Here is a 17105-nt window from a genome sequence, read left to right as displayed (position 1 = left end):
GCCGCCGAGGCACAGTCCTTCGGGATGCGACCGCTTACGCCCTCATGGGGCACAGGCCTCAGCGATCGAGAGGCTGTTCTCGTAGAGGCGGTGCCGGGTGATGCGGCCGTTCTCGACGGTGAGGTGCAGCGCGAACGGCCCCGCGAAGGATTTTCCGGTTGCGCGCACAGTTCCCGCTACGTGCCCCATCAGGACTGCGTGGGGGCCGTCGACGAGGAAGGTGTCGACGAAGGCGCGGGCATCCTCGGGTACGGTGTACGCCATCAACTCTGTGAACTGGGCAGCGCATTCGGCGGCGGTGGACCGCGGGCGGATCCACGGGGCGACAGGGTTCTCGGCCAGCATCCAATCGACCTCATCGGCGAAGAGCACAACCAGCCGCTCGGTGTCCCCGGCCAGCCGGGCGGCAAGAAACTCTTGTACGACGGCCCGGGTGGCGTTGGCGACGGAACTCGCGGTGGCTGAACTCTCCGTGGTGGCGTTGGACTTGACGGGCACGGTGCTCTCCTTGCTGCTGTGGCCGGATCCCGGCGGGGGCGTCGATATGCTCGAACCTGCCCGGGAAGAGAGGGGCGGTCGATTACCTCAGGGGTAATGAGTGGCAAGCAGTGATTGGGTACACCTTCTTCAGCGGAGGTCAGTCGGTAGGAGGACAAGGAGCCCTGCACAACACACACAGAATTGGCAGGGACCGCCAATGATTGATTGTCACATATCGCCGACGTTAAATCGACCATCGGCGAACAACTGCAATGGGCCGGAAGCAGATTTAAGCTGCAGCGGAAAGGGGCGGACTCGCCCGCCCTAGTGCTGTCGCGAAAAGGCGGTGATATGATTTCACAGCCCGTATCAGAAGTAAGGTGAGGGTAGGCGGTTGCGGTTTGGGTGAACGAGGAGGTGCAGCATGATCCTGATGGCGGCGAGGGTGGCCATGGCTTCGGCGACGTCGGTGCATTCCTCGTAATCCTTGGACAAGCGTCGCCACCGTCCGAACCACCCGAAGGATCGTTCGACCACCCAGCGGCGCGGGACGAGGATGAAGCCGCCGCCGGCGATGCGCCGGACAATGATCAGCGTCAGTCCGAGCAGAAGACAGGCGAGGATCACCGGCATCCGATTATAGCCGCTGTCGGCGAAGATCGCTCGCAGCCAGCAGTAGAGCCGCTTGATCCGCGTCAGCAGCGCTCCGGCGCTGTCGGCGTCCTGGATGCCGGCGGCGTGGACGAGGACGCCGAGCAGGAAGCCCGAGGTGTTGACCGCGATGTGACGCTTGCGACCCTTGACCTTCTTGGCCGCGTCAAAGCCTCGGGCGCCCCTTTTCCGTCGTCTTGACGCTCTGGGTGTCGATGATCGCGGCCGACGGCGTCGGATCACGGCCCTCCTGCTCGCGCAGCATCACCACCAAGTGATGGCGCAGGCTCTCCCACACGCCAGCTTCCAGGAAAGACCAGAAGTACCGGTAGACGGTCGGCCAAGGGGGGAAGGCCGGTGACGGTGGAAGGTGGCGCCATTGGCAGCCGGTCCGTACGACGTAGAACAGCGCATCCAGCAATCGGCGCATGTTCGTGCTGCGAGGACGAGCGCCGGGCTTCGCCGCTGGGAGCAGCGGCTCGATCAGGCGGTACTGGTCATCGCTCAGAGCTTGACCGGCGCCGTAATCGCCAACCAGCCGATGGTCCTGGGGCGTCCACATCGGCGGTCTCCGGTAGTGGGTTTCCCTGTCAACAGCCGATGCCTTGGACCATCACCCCCTCAACGCGACTTTCGAAACGGGCTGTCAGTGCCGCACGGTTGTCCACACGGGGCCGCCCACCCCTTCGGCTCGGGCGGCTCTGCAGGAAGCAACGGTTCAATCAGCGCCCAGAGGGCGTCGGAGACAAGAGGGGCTGCCACGCCCCTCTCAACAGCCCAAACCACGTTTTGTTAGGCACTCTTACATGCGGGCGCTAGAAATCGTTGCCGTTCGGTACATGGAACGCCTTACCGACGCTGGCGTCGAACCCTTCGTCGGCAGCGTCGGCGTTCCTACGAACCCGAAGGGGCAGCGCAGCAACCACGCCTTGGCCGAGACGATCAACAGCCTCTACAAGACCGAGGCGATCCGGCGCCGCGGATCATGGCGTAGCCTGGAGGCCGTCGAGTTCGCCACCTTGGAATGGGTCGACTGTTTCAATGACCGGCGCATCCTCGAACTCGTCGACACCATTCCGCCCGCCGGAGCCGAAGCGCGCTATTCGGTCAGAACGGCACCACCGCTCCAGGCAGGGGCGGCAGACGCAAACTCGCCAGATAAGCGATCAGCGCCTGTTGGTCGCCAGGGTTCAAGGCGTAGAAGGCGTTGATCACCGGGTCCGCTTCGCTGCCGGCGCATTGGTAGGGGAACTCGGCTGCGATGCCGTCCGGGCGGGTACCGCCATGGAAGCGGATCGCCTGGACCAGATCCAGCGCGCGTCCGTCATGCAGGTAAGGCCAGCTGTCGGCAACGCCCCACAGGGGCCGGGTCAGGAATTGCTGCGGGGGAACGGCGATGTCCGCCACGTCGGTGCCCTGTGGCGCGATGTCGGCGAGGCAGGGGCCCATGTCGTGCAGGCGCAGGTCGCTCAGCAGCGGCACGTCCAGGGGAGCGTCCGGCGTCTTGAAGGGCAGCCGGTCGCGGGCGTAGGCCGGCAGCGGCCCTGCCTGATCCTCGGCCTTCCCGCCGTCCGGATTGCGCCACGGCATCGACGGGTCCGCCCGGCTCGCCAGCGTGTTCAGGTTGATCTCCAGACCGCCGACCGCGACCGTGTCGGCATCGGTGACCGCCTTGGCGTAGAGGGCGGCGACCGCCGCGTCCGGCGCGCCCTGGCGGACGGCCGCGCCGGCATCCGCCGACGCCTTGGCCAGCCGCGCCCGCGCCTCGCGCACCACCGGCAGATGGTCGGTGCTGGGCAGGGCGTTGACCAGGGTCGGGGAGGCGACGGTCCGCCTGCGCGTTTCCTCGGCGCGCCCCTGGACCCGCGAGGGCAGCGCGATCCCGGCGTCGGAGCCGGCCTGATCGGGATGCCCCAGCACGGTGCCCCACTCGATCGTCACCACCGGCCGGTCGAGCGTCTGCACCGGAAGATGGCAGGACGCGCACATGGCGCTGCCGGCCGGAAGCCCGGCGTCGGTTGCCGTGCCGGCGAACAGCGCCGCGCCGCGGGCCACCTTGGCCTTGGCGGCCGGATCGACCGGCGTCTCGACCACCGGCGGCCGGGTCATCGCGACGAAGCTCGTCAGCGCCCCGACGTTGCCGTAGCTCAGTTCGTTGATCACCCCGTCGGCGTCGTTGTCGTTGTTCTCCCCGACGATCTCGACCCCTTCCATGCTGAAGTGGAACTGGGTCGCGGAGGCCGCGAAGTGGCGGACCGACGAGGCGATGCCCTTCCACTGGAACGGGCGCACGACCAGATCCGGGGAGACCCCGGTCAGCCGGCTGTAATCATAGACGATCCGCTGCGCCTTGCTGTCGTAGGTGGCGCCGAGCCAGCCGAAGGACAGGTTCTTGGCCGCCAGCGGCAGGGTCACAGGCTTGTCGGGCGTGTAGCGGGCGTGGTCGGCGAGAAGGGCCTGCTGCCCGAGCAGTTGCCCGGTGATCTCGTTGGCCAGTGCCTGGGTGTAGCCGGTCCCGAACACGTGCGGCGGGTTGCGGACCAGTTGGGTCAGGGGGTTGGGGAACTGGCTGTTGATGAAGGCGTTGTTGGCGATGCCGGCGGCGCCGCCGATCGCCGGCTGGGTGCGGGTCGCCGGTCCGGGCGGGTTGGCGCCGGCGAGGTCGGGCTGGACGGTGGCGCCGATCGAGGTGTGGCACTCGTAGCAGCTCTGGCTGTCGATGCCGTTCAGGCGCAGGAAGGGGATCGGCGGCGGCACGGTCCCATCCGCCGTCGCGTAGGGGCTGAACGGGGAGTTCGGGTAGAGCGCCTTGCGCTGCCACGCGCGCGGACCGTCCGCGCCCTCGCCCCAGCCGTCCTGCGGGAAGTAGGGATAGCTGAAGAAATGCGCGCCGGATTCCAGGATCCGCCGCAGAGGCACGCCACCCTTCATCACCTCCTGCTGCTGGATCGTCACGCTTTCGGTGATGTTGGCCTGCTGGGCACCCGCCTTGGAGGTGAGGAACGCGGAAAGGCCCATCATAACGATTGGCCATGCCGCGACGCGAACGCTTGCCATGCGCATGAACTCCCGATTTTTGCGTATCGCCCGATACTGTCGGAGCATTCCCGAAAATCAAACCAAATAATTCATGTCAGTATACTTAGAAATCTAATTTCTTGTGATCTGCAATGCCGAAAATACCGAAATTATTCGTACTCGTTAAAATATAATTCGGAGAACTGTGCGAATTGTCAAAAATCATATCATTGTATGTGCATTCGGTACCGGACATTGACTCGTTGATTCTTTGAAATTTCTTCCAGATAGTTGGCGCACGCGACGCATCAACGCGCACCGGAACAGCGGCGCGCGAGCGGCATCACCGAGCGGGAGGGACGCGGACCATGACTGAACAATGTCTTCTGGAGCGGCCGCAGGGGAAGGCGGCGGCCCCACTGTCGGTCGCCTACACGCCGATTTCGACCCTCGCGGACCTGCGCGCCGCCGCGCAACTGGCGATCCAGGTCGAATTCACCACGGTGCCCGCCTATCTGACGGCGCTCTACTCGATCACCGACAAGGGTTCGGCCGCCTACCAGGCCCTGCGCAGCGTCGTGGTGGAGGAGATGTTCCACCTCAACCAGGCGGCCAACATCCTGGTCGGCATCGGCGGGCAACCCAAGCTGACCGGGAGCGTGGTGCCCGTCTACCCGGCCTATCTGCCCTCGGCCAGCACCACCGCCACGCCTTATGTCGGGCTGTACCGCGCCTCGCAGGCGGTGTTCCGCAACGTCTTCATGGCGATCGAGACCCCCGCCCCCTTCACCGCGCCGCCGCAGGGCAGCGACTACCAGACCATCGGCCAGCTCTACAAGGCCCTGTGGGACGGCATCGGGTACTGCGTCGGCCAGTACGGCACGGACAAGGTCTTCGCCGAGAATCCGGCGGCCGAGCAGCGCACCGACATCTACCTCGGCAAGTTCGGCGGCAAGGCCGTGAAGGTGACCGACGTGGACAGCGCCCAGCTCGGCATCCAGCAGATCGTCCAGCAGGGCGAGGGCGCGGTGAACCCGACCCACCCGCTGGTCCCCCAGCAGCCCTACGGCGCCTACGAGCATTACGGCGCCCGCACCGATGGCACCTACGGGCCGATCCTCGGCACGCCCTACGAGCTGTCGCACTATTACAAGTTCCTGCGCGTGGCCGACGCGCCGGATTTCCCCGACACGCTTCCCATCGTCTCCAACCCGCGGGTGTCGGACTTCACCAACGCCACGGCCGTCCAGGCGGTCAAGGCGTTCAACATCGGCTACAGCGTGATGCTGCAGAGCCTGGAGGCCTCCTTCACCAAGGCGGGCGGCGCAGCGGACTCCTATTTCACGCTGGCCCTGCCGCTGATGCACAACCAGCTGCCGACCCTGGCCAATCTGGTGATGCAGCTTCCCGTCTTCCCCGACGGCGACCCAACGGTCGGGCCCAACGCCGCCCCGACCTTCGAGTATGTCGAGGGCGCCAGCTTCGACGGCTTCCTCGCGGCGCTGCAGGCCCTCGACAAACTGCTGGCCGGCCAGGGGCTGCCCCCGCTGCTCGTCGCCCCGGTGGCGCCGCCCGCCCCGCCGGGCCCGGCCCCCAAGCACCGGGAGGCGCTGCACGGGGTGATCGACGGCGTCCGGACGCTGAAGAGCCGCTCCGACGCCACCGGACTCGGGCTGTAACCCGGCACCGCCCAAACGGCACCACCCAGCCCGGCCAGATCGGGACAGCGAGGGGAAAACCATGTCCAACACCGTCTATTCCATCGTCCCCGCCATCGGCATCGCCCGCGTCGGCAACGCGCCGACGGCCTTCTACATCGGCCCCGAGACGGAGGGCGGCCTGCCCACCCTGCCCGACGGCCGGACCGTCGGGGAGCAGGATTTCCGCGACGACGAAGGCCGGCTGTGCCGGCAGGCGGCGCGCTTCCGCCTGATGCGCAGTGTCGACGGCGGACCGCCCGAGGAGGTCACGTTGAAAAGCAAGGGCGTGGCCTCGATCCGCTGGTACGTCCACCTCGCCAACAAGAAGTCGAGCTGGTACGAGTTCCAGACCTCGAAGGGCGAGGACGGCTACGCGTCGAACCACCCGCTGCGCAACGCCGACCGGACCAGCGCGGAGGATCGGCGCGCCCTGATCATCGACGCCGGTCCCCGCTCGATCGAGGGAAGCGACGCCCCGGCCGAGCACTTCTCGCGCGACACCATCCCGCCGGGCTACGCCGGCAGCTTTCCGCCGGAGGGGCTGAAGCCCTACCACATCGACACGCTGGGCGAACTGCGCACCGACGAAGAGGGTCGCCTTCTGGTGCTGGGCGGGCTGGGGCATTCCGGATCGGACAGGCCGTCGCCCCACATCGGGCAATACGCCAACAACGACGGCTGGTGGGACGACACCTCGGACGGGCCGGTGTCGGTGAAGATCAGCCTGCTGGACGGAGAGGACGGCCCCCCCGACCTGGAGATCGGCGGCGCCTGGGTGATGGTCGGACCGCCCTCCTACGCGCCGCAGATCCCCAATCTGGTGACGCTGTACGACACCATCTTCGACGTCGTGGTGCGCAAGCAGGGACTCCGGGCCGACCTGTTCGCGGACGGGATGTGGAAGACCGGGCCGACCGGCTACAAGCCCTTCTTCGAGACCGACATCAAGCCGATCTTCGAGCGCGTCGCCCGCTACCCCTGGGTCGCGGCGATCCCGCCGAAGCCGCACAGCTTCGATTTCGGCAGGCTCGGCGATCCGGATCCCAAGCTCAACGGGTTCCGCGCCTACATCCTCGACATCATCCGCCCGCCCGGCGCGGACAACGTCCTGGTGAACGCCAGCACCGGCGCCACCGCCATGCCCTATCTGGCCGGCGACGACGCGCTGGGCGCCTCGAAACCCGGCACCGTCACCGTGGCGACCTCGAAGTACCTGCGCCTGACCGACACCCAGTATTTCCTCCTCCAGCAATGGGCCGACGGCTGGTTCGAGCCGGGGGCCGAGACCGCCGGCGATCCGGTCACCCGCGGCGTGCTGGCCAACTGCGTCGGCGGCGCCTTCTCGCCGGGCATCGAGATGACCTGGATCTCCCGCAACCCGGCCATCTACGACGGCGCCTTCCGCATCAAGGCGCGGCCGGACGTGTCCGGCCCGCTCAGCCTCGGCTTCGATCCGGCGACGGGCATGGAGCCGGGCGACGTCAGCCGCTACATGGCCGTCCCCTGGCAGGCCGACTTCAACGAATGCTCGTCGCAGCCCATCGAGGGCCGAATCCTGTGGTGGTGGCCGGCGCAGCGGCCGGAATTCGTCTATCTGCCGCCCGATCCCAAGGCCCTCCTGGCCGAGCCCAGCCCGGCCCTGGGGCCGCAGGTGTCGTGGATCGGCACCGAGTACAACCAGAAGGCCGACGACTACATCCAGTTCGCCGACGATCTGGACATGGTGACGCTGTGGGACCAGCTCGGCTTCGTCTTCAACATCGGCAGCGCCGACGATCCCTATTTCGTCGAGGTGGCGCGCCGGCTTCCCCGCACGCCCGGTTCCCAGGGCGACACCGCGGGAATCGGCGAGCCGGCGCGGCCGCTGGTGGCCGATGTCCCCTGAAGCGTTGTCCCCTGAGGCGTTGCGCGCCCCGCTTCCGGGCGCGCCTCCGGCCACGGAAGCGGCGGACGTCCTGATCGTGGGGGCGGGGCCGGCCGGCTCCGCCACCGCGCTCGCCCTGCGCGCGGCCGGCGTGCCGCGCGTGGTCCTGGTCGACCGCGCCGCCCACGGCTCGCCGGAGCGGGCGGCGCTACGGGTCGGCGAATCGGCGACGCCCAACGTCGGAGCGCTGCTGGCCCGGCTCGGCCTACCGGACGATCTTGGGCGCCTCGGCCACCGCCCCTACCACGGCAATCTCAGCCTGTGGAGCGGCGACGGGGAGGGCGCCGACGACTTCCTGCGGCGGGGCAGCGGGCACGGCTGGCATCTCGACCGCGCCCGCTTCGACCGCTGGCTGCGCGAGGCGGCGGCGGAGCGCGGCGCCCGCCTCCTGGCCCCCGCCACCCTCGCCGGGATCGAACGCCGGCCGGAGGGCGGCTGGACCGTCGGGCTGCGCGACGCGGGCGGCCGGCGCAGCGTGACCGCCCGCGTGGTGGTGGACGCCGGCGGCCGGCGGGCGCCGCTGGCGACCGCGCTCGGCGCGCGGCGGCGGCGGCTCGACCGCCTGATCGCCCTGGCGGTCGAGGCCGCTCCGGCCGCCGGGCCCGCCGGCGGGGGCTTCCACGGCCGCTCCTTCGTGGAGGCGGTGGAGATCGGCTGGTGGTACGCGGCAGTGCTGCCGGGCGGGCGCGCCATCGTCACGCTGATGACCGACGACGACATCGCCCGCGCCGCCGGTCTGGCCGGCGCGGACACCTTCCGCTCCGCCTGGGCAGCCACCACGCGCCTGCGCGATCTGGTTCCGCCGGAAGACGGCCCCGGCGCCGGAACGGCCCCGGCGGTCTTCTCGGCCGCCTCGCAGCACGTCGACCGGGCGGTCGGCGCCGGCTGGATCGCCGTCGGCGACGCGCTGATCGGCTTCGACCCGCTGACCTCCTCCGGCATCGCCGGGGCGCTCGACGACGCGCTGGCCGCCACCGACACCATCCTGCGCTGGTTCTCCGGCGACGGCGCCGCGGCGCGCGACGCCGCGATCGTCTACGCCCGGCGCGCCGAGGACACGCTGCGCCGCTATCTGGCCGAGCGGACCCGCCATTACGCCGCCGGGGGCCGCTGGCCCGACGCCCCCTTCTGGAGCCGCCGGGCCGCGCGGTGAGCGTGGATCAGGCCGATGCCACCCGGTCGGCCACCCAGCTGTCGAAATCCACGTGCAGGCTTTCCGGCAGCTTGGCCCGGACGGCGCGGTCGTCCTGGGCGGCGTCCCGCAGAAGCTGGACCTGGATCTGGTAGTCGCCGACCACGATGCCGTTGGCGATCATGGTCGTCGGCCCATCCCCCTCGGGAACGAGCCACAGGTTGAACAGCCCGCCGTTGGTCTGGGTCTCCTGGCGGGTGGCGGTCACCGTCGTCGTGCCGTGGCGGGTCAGCACCGTGTCGCCGACCGCCAGCGCCCCCGCATGGACCGTGCCGGCCGGCGTCACCACCGGGTGGGTGGCCGATCCGGCGAGGGTGGCGCCGTCGGCGAACTCCAGCACGGTGATCGGCCCGCTGTGCGGCTGCGCCAGGGTTGCCTGCACCGGCCGGGTTCCGTCGCCGCTGACGACGACGTCCTCGGACGTGAAGTCCTCCACCGCCTTGGTCGTGCCGTCGGCGAGCGTGATCTGCGTGCCGGCGACCAGGCAGTGCCAGACAAAGACGATGGGCTTGATGAAGGCGACGCCATCCTTCGAATCGGTATCCGGCGACAGCGAGCTGACGATGCTTGACCAGCCCGATCCGTGCCTTTCATGGTCCTCGAAGATCACGGTGACGCGGGCGCTGAAGAAGGACTGTGTGTCCGCAACCCAATTTTTGGAAGGGAATTCGATGGCGTCGCCCGCATCGTTGTAGGGCGGCCTCAGCAGGAACGTCAGCGTCCGCCCTTCGGGGTCGGCATCGTCGATTCGGAAGTGCGGCAGGTAGCGCGAAGCGTCGCCGCCGTTCAGTTCGGAGATGCCGCCCTCCTTGTGAGCCAGGTAAAATTCCAAGAACGGGGGGTAGCTGTCGAGCGGAGCCAGCTTGTAATCGAACTTCATGCTCCCGGACAGGGGAACAAGAAGAGGATTTGTGCCAAGATCGTGCATATTTTGCCAATACCAGTAATCAACGTCGGTTTTATTCCTTGTGCCTTCGTTATTATCGTAGCCGCGCGCCAGACCGATGACGATGTCGTTCAGGTCGCCGGTCTTGCGGTCGCTGCGGATGGCGGGATCGACGACAATCGGGTCGCGCGACGCCTGGGAGGCCCAGGGAGCCGCGGTCGAGGACACCTCGACCGTGCCGTCCTGGTAGGTGATCGCGAAGGAGATGATGCCGGTCATCGTGCCCGTCGGCAGCGGCGGCAGGGCGGTTTCCAGGTTGGTCTCCACGAAGATCGTCTGGGTGGCGAAGCTGACCGCGACACCGGAGGCCAGCGAGGTCTTGGTGCTGCCGTTCTCGTTGACGACGTTCAACCAGACGATGGCCTGGGCCACCGGCCGGATCCGGCTCAGGACGGCGCGGGCGGTGACAGCCTTGTTGCTCTGACTGCTCGAAATGAACTCGACATACTGGCCGTCGGTAACGCCGCTGCTCTCGGCCGCTCTGTCCGTCGCCGCGCCTCCGCTCCCGATGGCCTTGAACAGCCCCGGGTAGCGCGCGGGGGTCAGCCCGCTGCGTTCGGCGTTGTCCTGCAGGAACGCCGTGTGCGCCGGATCGCCCGCCGACGGGACGTTCCCGGCCTTCAGTCCCTCCAGGATGTGAACCAGCCGGTCGTTCTGGGGTTGGGTCAATGCAACGCTCATAAGTCAATCGCTCCAATCAATGATTCGTTGATTCGTGAGCAAACAAAAATCATTACTTAGGATACAAAGGTATCGCGCGGCATAAAATCCGGGGATTTCGCCATGATTACCCATGTATGATTTTCGACAGCTCAGGATTTATATTTGACTATACTTTAGTTTAGCTTTCAACCATGGAGAGGGCTGCTGATTGCAGCAGGGACGCTTGTTGCCGAACGCCCCCCGCACAGATCCGTGCATGCAGCTTTCCCGCGTACGGCTGCCACCATAACAATTGCGCTGAAACAGCCTCCCTGACTGTGAAACAGCGCGCGGTCGGGACCCCACAGTTTCCATTATTGTCAACGCGATTCCGTGCCGATCGGCGTCAGAATCCCACGCCGATTCACATTTCAACCAACCTCTCGCCGGGACCGCACAGCTTCACGCCGGTGCTGTCGACGAGCAACTCCACAGCAGCTCCCGAGGAGACTGGCTCCGGCGGCAGGCGCAAGCTCCGGACGCTTCGGCTGAGGGTGGAATGGTCCGGAACGGCGCGCTCAACACCAAGCCGCTGGACGAGGGAGCCGACCAGACTTTTGATCTGGTGCAGCGGCAGCCGGAACACGGCGCGTAAAACCAGGGCGGCCGTGATTGCCAGATCCGAATAGGTCCGCTGGCCGCCGGGGGGTGGAGCGTGTTTCCGCCCGCCAGCGGACCACCGTCTCGGCCGTGAACCAAACCCTCAGGCTGCCCCACGCCCGAAGCCCCGCATCATAGTCCGCCCAGTTGCGAAGTCGATGGCGGTGCTTCAGGATGTGATGGCGACGGGACGCGTTGACTTTGAACGGCATGATCAGACCGGAACGGCAGAAAAAGGGGAGGCCTACATCCGCGACGCCCTGATTCCCACAACCGGCCACCTCACTGCAACAAGGTCTCGCCGAGCCAGGAAAGTCCGTCCTTCCCCGCCTGCGACCCCGCCCGTCGCGCAGCAGCACGCTATTTGGTATCTCATCTCCCCGTCGGCCGGCGCGCTTCAAAGCTGATGATGTCGTCGTCTTTCTGCGGTGCTTGTCCATGCTGGTAGTTACCGGACACGACCACGTCCACAAACCCGGCAGCATTCAGAGCGAGCACAAATTCATTGACGCCCCACCAACGCAGTTTGAACAAGTCGAGCTCGGTCGTTGTTAGGTTTCCGCCTTGCCAGTGCTCATAGCGAAGGTGGGACAATGTAGTTTGCGCGACATAGTTGGTTTCAACTCGATGGTCGGTCAGCGTCAGCAGGTCACCATCATCGGTGGTCCACGAACGGACAGAACCCGAAGGACCCAGAAAACTCCCGATTGGATCGAGGTCGACGATCAAGCTCCCGTCGGGAAGCAAATGATCATAAAAGCGCTTCAACACCGCGCCGGCCGAGAGTGTGTTCGCAATCAACTGAAACGACCCTGCTGGCATGATGATAGCGGCAAAGTGCTTGTCATAGGCAAAAGTCTCGAATGTCTGCTGCGTCAGGCTGACGGTGAGCTTTCGCTTTCGGCACTCGTCTTGGCAATATTCGAGCATCTCGGCGGATGCATCGAAGCCCTCGACTGAAAACCCGGCTTCGATAAGGGGCACGAGAAGGCGGCCATTGCCGACGGCAGGCTCCAGAATGGGGCCACGACGGCACTGTTCAAGACGCTGCCGATAGTACTCCTGATCCCCAAATGAGCGGCCTATTGGCTTGTCGATATGATAGACCCAGGAGGCAAGTTTTCCGTACCGATTTATCATCTCACTCCCATCTCCTCATAGTCTCGCCAGTCGAGGGCCTGAACCGCGCCGGGTTTTCCGGAGGCCATTTGGCCTGAGCCACGTCGCCACGGCCCGAGGGCACCGCTCAAGGTGGATCAGCGGAGCCTCAGGGATCGTTGCGGCCATGGGTCACACGGAACCAGTGCTCCGCGTGCTGACGACAGGTTTCGGCTTCGACGGCATCGCCGGATCGCTCGGCACCGCCGGCGCGGGCGCGCCACTGGGCGTGCTTCTGCTGGGCGGAACCATTGACCTTCGGTTGCGCTCGCGTCGGGGCTCCCTGTACGGATTGCCGTTGGGCCGCTTTACCGAACCGTGGCTGCCGACGGGCTCGATCACCCGCCGGATTGTCGAAAGGCATGAACGTTGTTCCTCGGGGAGCGGTGGACCGCGATCAGGAGCGAAGGTTGATTTCCAAACGCTTTAATCCCGGCTTCCTTTCGTCACGTCGGAAAACGCTCGAAGAGCGTCGGCCACATCATTCATAACCTGCGGGAAGAACGCAATACGGCCGGCGAGCGGACCGTCGTTGATCGGCGTGGGGCGAGGAAGGGGACGCGACAAAGGAAGCGGCTTGCCGGGGTCACGCTTGTCGGCTCGGGGAGGCTCGTAGAAATGCAGGGCGAGCTGGCCGTTGGGCTCGGCGGCGTAGTGGAGGCCGGGCTCGGTCCGGCGTTCCGCGCCGGGAAGGACGTATTGATCGCCTTGGGCGGTCCTTTCCGTCAGCGGCATCCAAGACACCCCTTCACCGATTGAAGCCTCGCTCAACCTATCAAGTTCCAACCGATCCGCTCCAGCGAATATGGTGGCTTGTCGGAAGTTGCGAAATGATCGACTTCGGTCTCCTCAACGACAAGCCGTTCGTCGAGAGTCGAATGCGTGCCCTCGATGCCGGAACTCGATTCGGCCTCGCGCCTGGTCAGGACACGGCTCCGCAGGTACGGGTCTCGCAGGTCGTCGGCAAGCCCGTCAGCCGGGCAAGGGCTTGGTTGACGGCCTCGGCGGTGGGCAGGGCAAACAGAGCGGTGATCTGAGCGTCGGTGAAGACGCGACGGCGCGGCATGGAGGAGCTGTCCCAGTTGGAGTATAGTCTGTTTTGGCTGATGGCGCCCTTAGCCGGAGCGCGGGTTTGACGGCCACCGCGCCAGGAGGGTTCAAGTGGGACAGCGCGCCGCGCTCTATTGTCAGGTCTCCACCACCGACCAGTCCTGTGCGCGCCAGGAGCGCGACCTGCTCGCCTTCGCCGCCCGCGCCGGCTACGAGGTGGTGGGCGTTTTCAAGGAAACCGGCTCCGGGGTGAAGCTCGACCGCGTCGAACGCCGCAAGGTCATGGCCCTCGCCCAGGCCCGGCATATCGATGTCGTCTTGGTGACGGAACTGTCGCGCTGGGGCCGCAGCACGCTGGACCTGCTAGAAACCTTGCGCGAGTTGGAAGCTCGGCGGGTTTCGGTGATCGCGCTGAGCGGCATGACCTTCGATTTGGCGAGCGCCGCCGGCCGTATGATGGCCACCGTGCTCGCCGGCATCGCCGAGTTCGAACGTGACCTGCTGCGCGAACGGGTCCGATCCGGCCTTGCTGCGGCCAAGGCCCGCGGCAAAACGCTCGGTCGGCAGCTCGGACAACGGCCAAAGTCGGACCGGCTGGCGCCCAAGGTGCTGGCGCTGGTGGCCCAAGGGCGCAGTTATCGCCTGATCGGTCGGGAGTTGGGGCTCAGCAAAAACACCGTCTCCGCAATCGTGAAACGCGCACGGAACGGAGTTGCGGCCGATCTTGGAGCGGACCCCGACGCCCCTTGAAACAGCCTCATCCTCTTTCTGTCCGCTCCGTGTACGGTCTTGCCCGTTCCATGGCGCCCCCCAGAAGCGCTGTGGGCATCCCGGCCGATCACACCGTCAGCCGCGCCACCCGTCGCATCGCCTGGGGCGGCTGGCCGAAGGCGCGCAGGAAGGCGCGCCGCATGCGCTCCGGATCGGCGAAGCCGCTCTCGCGGGCGATGATCTCGACCGGATGCCGCGTCTGCTCCAGCATCAGCCGCGCCGCCTCCAGCCGCAGTTGCTCCACCGCCTTGGCCGGGGATTGCCCGGTCTCCGCCCGGAAGGCGCGGCTGAATTGGCGCGGGCTCAACGCCACTTCATCGGCCAGTTCCTCTACCGTCAACGGGTTCCTCAGGTTCTGCCGCGCGTAGGTCAGCGCCGCCTCGATGCGGTCGGACTTCGCCGCCATCTCCAGCAGCTCCGAATGCTGGGTCTGGCCGCCGCCGCGGCGATGGTACATGACCAGCTTGCGGGCGACCGACCGCGCGACGTCGCTGCCGAGATCCTTCTCCACCATCGCCAGGGCCAGATCGACGCCCGCCGTCATGCCGGCCGAACTCCAGACCGGGCCGTCGATGATGAAGATGCGGTCCTCCTCCACCTGGATGGCCGGAAACCGCTCCCCCAGTTCGCGCGCCACCAGCCAGTGTGTGGTGGCGCGGCGCCCGTTCAGCACCCCGGACTCGGCGAGCACGAAGGCGCCGGTGCAGATCGCGCCCAGGCGCCGCACGGCGGGCAGGCGGCTGGCGATCCAGGTGCGCAGCCCGTCGCTGGGCCGGGGCACCTCCACCCCGCCGCCGACCAGCACCGTGTCGAAGTCCTGCTCCGCGAAGCACACGCTGTCCACCGCCATGCCGGTGGAACTGCGCACCGGTCCGCCACGCTCCGACACGGTGATCAGCTCATAGAGCGGTTCGCCCGCGCAGAGATTGGCGAATTCGAACACCGAGCCGGCGGCCAGACTCATCATCTGGAAACCCGGAAAAATAACAAAACCGATGCGCATGACGGAATCCCTCATGTCCTGAAACGAGGGATATACGACATTCATGCCAAGCTCCAGGGGCTTTAATGATGTCCTCACGCCGGGCGGCACCGACGCGGCCCGCAAACAAGACCAAAGAGACAGGACGAAAGACCATGAGCCTCTCCCCTCTCGGCACCGCGCTCATCACTGGCGCCTCCTCCGGCATCGGCGCGATCTATGCCGACCGGCTGGCCGCCCGCGGCCATGACCTGATCCTGGTGGCGCGCAACCGCGGCAAGCTCGCCGGCCTCGCCGCGCAGATCGCCGACCGCACCGGCCGCTCCGTCGAGGTCGTCGCCGCCGATCTGGGCGACAAGGCCGACCTGCGCGCGGTGGAGCGGATGCTGGCGACCGACGCCAGCATCACCACGCTGGTCAACAATGCTGGGGTCGGTGCGACCGCCCCGCTGCTCTCAGCCGATGTCGATGCCATGGAGCGGATGATCGACCTCGACGTGACGGCGCTGATGCGGCTGACCTACGCGGCGGCCCCCGCCTTCATGGCGCGCGGGCACGGCACCATCGTCAACATCGCCTCCATCGTGGCCATCGGGCCGGAGATCCTCAACGGCGTCTATGGCGGCGCCAAGGCCTTCGTCCTGGCGCTGACCCAATCGCTGCACCACGAGCTGGCGAGCAAGGGCCTGCGGGTCCAGGCGGTGCTGCCCGGTGCAACGGCCACCGATTTCTGGGGCGTCGCCGGCACGCCGGTCGAGCATCTGCCGGGCGAGATCGTCATGCCCGCCGAGGCCATGGTCGATGCCGCGCTGGCTGGCCTTGACATAGGCGAACTGGTGACCATCCCGGCCCTGCCCGACGCCGCGCAGTGGCAGGCCTACGAGGCCGCCCGCCAAGCCATGTTGCCCAACCTGTCCCGCAGCGAGCCCGCCGCGCGCTACCGCGCCGTGCCGGCCGCCTGACGCGCCCCCAATCAAGGACGATCCGCCCCATGCAGCTCACCGATAATACCATCTTCATCACGGGCGCCACCTCCGGCATCGGCCGCGCGCTGGCCGAGGCGTTCCATCGTCTGGGCAACCAGGTCATCATCGCCGGCCGCCGCCGCCAGCTTCTGGACGCCGTGACCGCCGCCAACCCCGGCATGGCGGGCTTGGAGCTGGACATCACCGACCCCGCGAGCATCGCCACCGCCGCGGAGGGGTTGGTGGCGGAGGACCAGTCGTCGATGCCGATGACGCGCGGCGACGGCACCGCCGGCAGGGGAGCCGCCCGGATCAGGCGTAACAGCGTGTCGCCGCTGACCGGCATGGCCAGGCATGCCGCCAAGCGGGCACCAGCCTCGCCGCCGGCGCTGAGGGCGATGCGCCGTTGCGCCTCCGAGAGCCGGACGGTCCGCCGAACCTTCGGCAAGGCGACGGCCGGCAGGCGTTCGGCGAAGATGCGGCGCGGACACTCCACAGCGGCGCAGCGGAACCGGCGAACCTGGAGGTCGAGTTGGCCGATCCGACCCTGCCAAGGCAGGTCGCCGAGGCGGCGGCTGTAACGACTGTGAACGCGACGCGACGGACGTCGGCACACCGGGCAGGCCGCCGCAGCGGCGCGAGCACGCACGGCCACAACAACGCGATCATGGGCGACGGTGCCGCATCCCGAGCACAAGATCTGGCCATACCTGCTGCGCGACCTGACCATCGACCGCCCCGACCAGGTGTGGTGCAGTGATATCACGTACATTCCCATGCGCCGCGGCTTCCTGTACCTGGTCGCCGTCATGGACTGGGCATCCCGCCGCGTTCTGGCATGGCGGCTGTCGAATACCATGGACGTCGAGTTCTGCATCGAGGCCGTGGAGGAGGCGATGGCGCGGCACGGACGGCCGGACATCTTCAACACCGATCAGGGCAGCCAGTTCACCAGTCCACGCTTCA

The 17105-nt window shown here is 67.1% G+C and carries 15 protein-coding genes and 5 pseudogenes; 8 read left to right on the top strand and 12 right to left on the bottom strand.

Translation table 11 applies throughout. The features are described from left to right. Window positions 1–42 precede the first annotated feature (42 nt). The 3 genes and pseudogenes from JJL56_RS29570 to JJL56_RS29555 form a co-directional block, all read right to left on the bottom strand. Window positions 43–498, bottom strand: coding sequence for a nuclear transport factor 2 family protein (locus JJL56_RS29570; protein WP_200487409.1), 456 nt, complete (start codon window positions 496–498; stop codon window positions 43–45). A 351-nt stretch (window positions 499–849) separates the two neighbouring features. Next, window positions 850–1693, bottom strand: a protein-coding gene (locus JJL56_RS34110; protein ID WP_425599155.1) for an IS5 family transposase whose coding sequence is annotated in 2 segments (ribosomal slippage) — window positions 850–1318 and window positions 1317–1693 — 846 coding nt in all. Because the reading frame shifts where the segments join, the coding sequence is not laid out codon by codon here. An 82-nt stretch (window positions 1694–1775) separates the two neighbouring features. Beyond that, window positions 1776–1893, bottom strand: a pseudogene (locus JJL56_RS29555) (IS5/IS1182 family transposase); the annotation flags it as partial. A gap of 47 nt (window positions 1894–1940) precedes the next feature. Between JJL56_RS29555 and JJL56_RS33465 the strand changes: the two are divergent. Then, window positions 1941–2234 (top strand): annotated as a pseudogene (locus JJL56_RS33465) (IS3 family transposase); the annotation flags it as partial. Between the two features lie 4 nt (window positions 2235–2238). Here the strand turns inward: JJL56_RS33465 and JJL56_RS29550 are convergent. After that, window positions 2239–4152: a di-heme oxidoredictase family protein gene (locus JJL56_RS29550; protein WP_200487405.1), complete on the bottom strand. Its 1914-nt coding sequence runs from the start codon at window positions 4150–4152 to the stop codon at window positions 2239–2241. Window positions 4153–4517: 365 nt separating this feature from the next. Between JJL56_RS29550 and JJL56_RS29545 the strand changes: the two genes are divergently transcribed. The 3 genes from JJL56_RS29545 (at window position 4518) to JJL56_RS29535 (ending at window position 8926) form a co-directional block, all read left to right on the top strand. After that, complete coding sequence (locus tag JJL56_RS29545; RefSeq protein ID WP_200487404.1) at window positions 4518–5828, top strand: ferritin-like protein; 1311 nt, start codon at window positions 4518–4520, stop codon at window positions 5826–5828. Window positions 5829–5889: 61 nt separating this feature from the next. Next, window positions 5890–7734 carry a LodA/GoxA family CTQ-dependent oxidase gene (locus tag JJL56_RS29540; RefSeq protein ID WP_200487403.1) on the top strand — a complete coding sequence of 615 codons (1845 nt, stop codon included), beginning with the start codon at window positions 5890–5892 and terminating at the stop codon, window positions 7732–7734. Window positions 7735–7753: 19 nt separating this feature from the next. Further along, window positions 7754–8926: an FAD-dependent oxidoreductase gene (locus JJL56_RS29535; RefSeq protein ID WP_200487402.1), complete on the top strand. Its 1173-nt coding sequence runs from the start codon at window positions 7754–7756 to the stop codon at window positions 8924–8926. 7 nt (window positions 8927–8933) lie between these two features. On the opposite strand, the gene JJL56_RS29530 is transcribed toward JJL56_RS29535, so the two are convergent. The 6 genes from JJL56_RS29530 to JJL56_RS33460 all read right to left on the bottom strand — a co-directional run bounded on the left by JJL56_RS29530 (window position 8934) and on the right by JJL56_RS33460 (window position 13297). Beyond that, window positions 8934–10592 carry a Hint domain-containing protein gene (locus JJL56_RS29530; protein ID WP_200487401.1) on the bottom strand — a complete coding sequence of 553 codons (1659 nt, stop codon included), beginning with the start codon at window positions 10590–10592 and terminating at the stop codon, window positions 8934–8936. Window positions 10593–10977: 385 nt separating this feature from the next. Continuing rightward, the gene (locus JJL56_RS34105; protein ID WP_425599156.1) at window positions 10978–11214 is read right to left on the bottom strand and encodes a transposase; all 237 of its coding nucleotides are present in this window, start codon (window positions 11212–11214) and stop codon (window positions 10978–10980) included. 371 nt (window positions 11215–11585) lie between these two features. Then, the gene (locus JJL56_RS29520; RefSeq protein ID WP_200487400.1) at window positions 11586–12353 is read right to left on the bottom strand and encodes a class I SAM-dependent methyltransferase; all 768 of its coding nucleotides are present in this window, start codon (window positions 12351–12353) and stop codon (window positions 11586–11588) included. 127 nt (window positions 12354–12480) lie between these two features. Then, window positions 12481–12735 carry a DUF4167 domain-containing protein gene (locus JJL56_RS29515; RefSeq protein WP_200487399.1) on the bottom strand — a complete coding sequence of 85 codons (255 nt, stop codon included), beginning with the start codon at window positions 12733–12735 and terminating at the stop codon, window positions 12481–12483. Between the two features lie 62 nt (window positions 12736–12797). Beyond that, window positions 12798–13106, bottom strand: a complete 309-nt coding sequence (locus tag JJL56_RS29510; RefSeq protein WP_200487398.1) for a hypothetical protein — start codon at window positions 13104–13106, stop codon at window positions 12798–12800. A gap of 32 nt (window positions 13107–13138) precedes the next feature. Beyond that, entirely contained in the window at window positions 13139–13297 is a 159-nt protein-coding gene (locus JJL56_RS33460; protein ID WP_247891323.1) for a hypothetical protein, read from the bottom strand. Between the two features lie 235 nt (window positions 13298–13532). Between JJL56_RS33460 and JJL56_RS29500 the strand changes: the two genes are divergently transcribed. Further along, window positions 13533–14171: a recombinase family protein gene (locus JJL56_RS29500; RefSeq protein WP_200487396.1), complete on the top strand. Its 639-nt coding sequence runs from the start codon at window positions 13533–13535 to the stop codon at window positions 14169–14171. Between the two features lie 88 nt (window positions 14172–14259). On the opposite strand, the gene JJL56_RS29495 is transcribed toward JJL56_RS29500, so the two are convergent. Further along, on the bottom strand, window positions 14260–15195 hold the full coding sequence (locus JJL56_RS29495) for a GlxA family transcriptional regulator (protein ID WP_247891321.1): 936 nt from the start codon (window positions 15193–15195) through the stop codon (window positions 14260–14262). 134 nt (window positions 15196–15329) lie between these two features. Between JJL56_RS29495 and JJL56_RS29490 the strand changes: the two genes are divergently transcribed. Further along, window positions 15330–16136 carry an SDR family NAD(P)-dependent oxidoreductase gene (locus tag JJL56_RS29490; protein ID WP_200487392.1) on the top strand — a complete coding sequence of 269 codons (807 nt, stop codon included), beginning with the start codon at window positions 15330–15332 and terminating at the stop codon, window positions 16134–16136. 29 nt (window positions 16137–16165) lie between these two features. Next, window positions 16166–16375, top strand: a pseudogene (locus tag JJL56_RS29485) (SDR family NAD(P)-dependent oxidoreductase); the annotation flags it as partial. Between the two features lie 14 nt (window positions 16376–16389). Here the strand turns inward: JJL56_RS29485 and JJL56_RS29480 are convergent. After that, window positions 16390–16806, bottom strand: a pseudogene (locus tag JJL56_RS29480) (transposase family protein); the annotation flags it as partial. Window positions 16807–16813: 7 nt separating this feature from the next. On the opposite strand from JJL56_RS29480, the pseudogene JJL56_RS29475 reads away from it, so the two are divergent. After that, window positions 16814–17105, top strand: a pseudogene (locus JJL56_RS29475) (DDE-type integrase/transposase/recombinase); the annotation flags it as partial.

The organism is Azospirillum aestuarii, from assembly GCF_016632405.1.
GTDB lineage: Bacteria > Pseudomonadota > Alphaproteobacteria > Azospirillales > Azospirillaceae > Azospirillum > Azospirillum aestuarii.
Note: the sequence above shows the minus strand (reverse complement) of the source record. Positions and strands in the feature narration are given on the sequence as shown.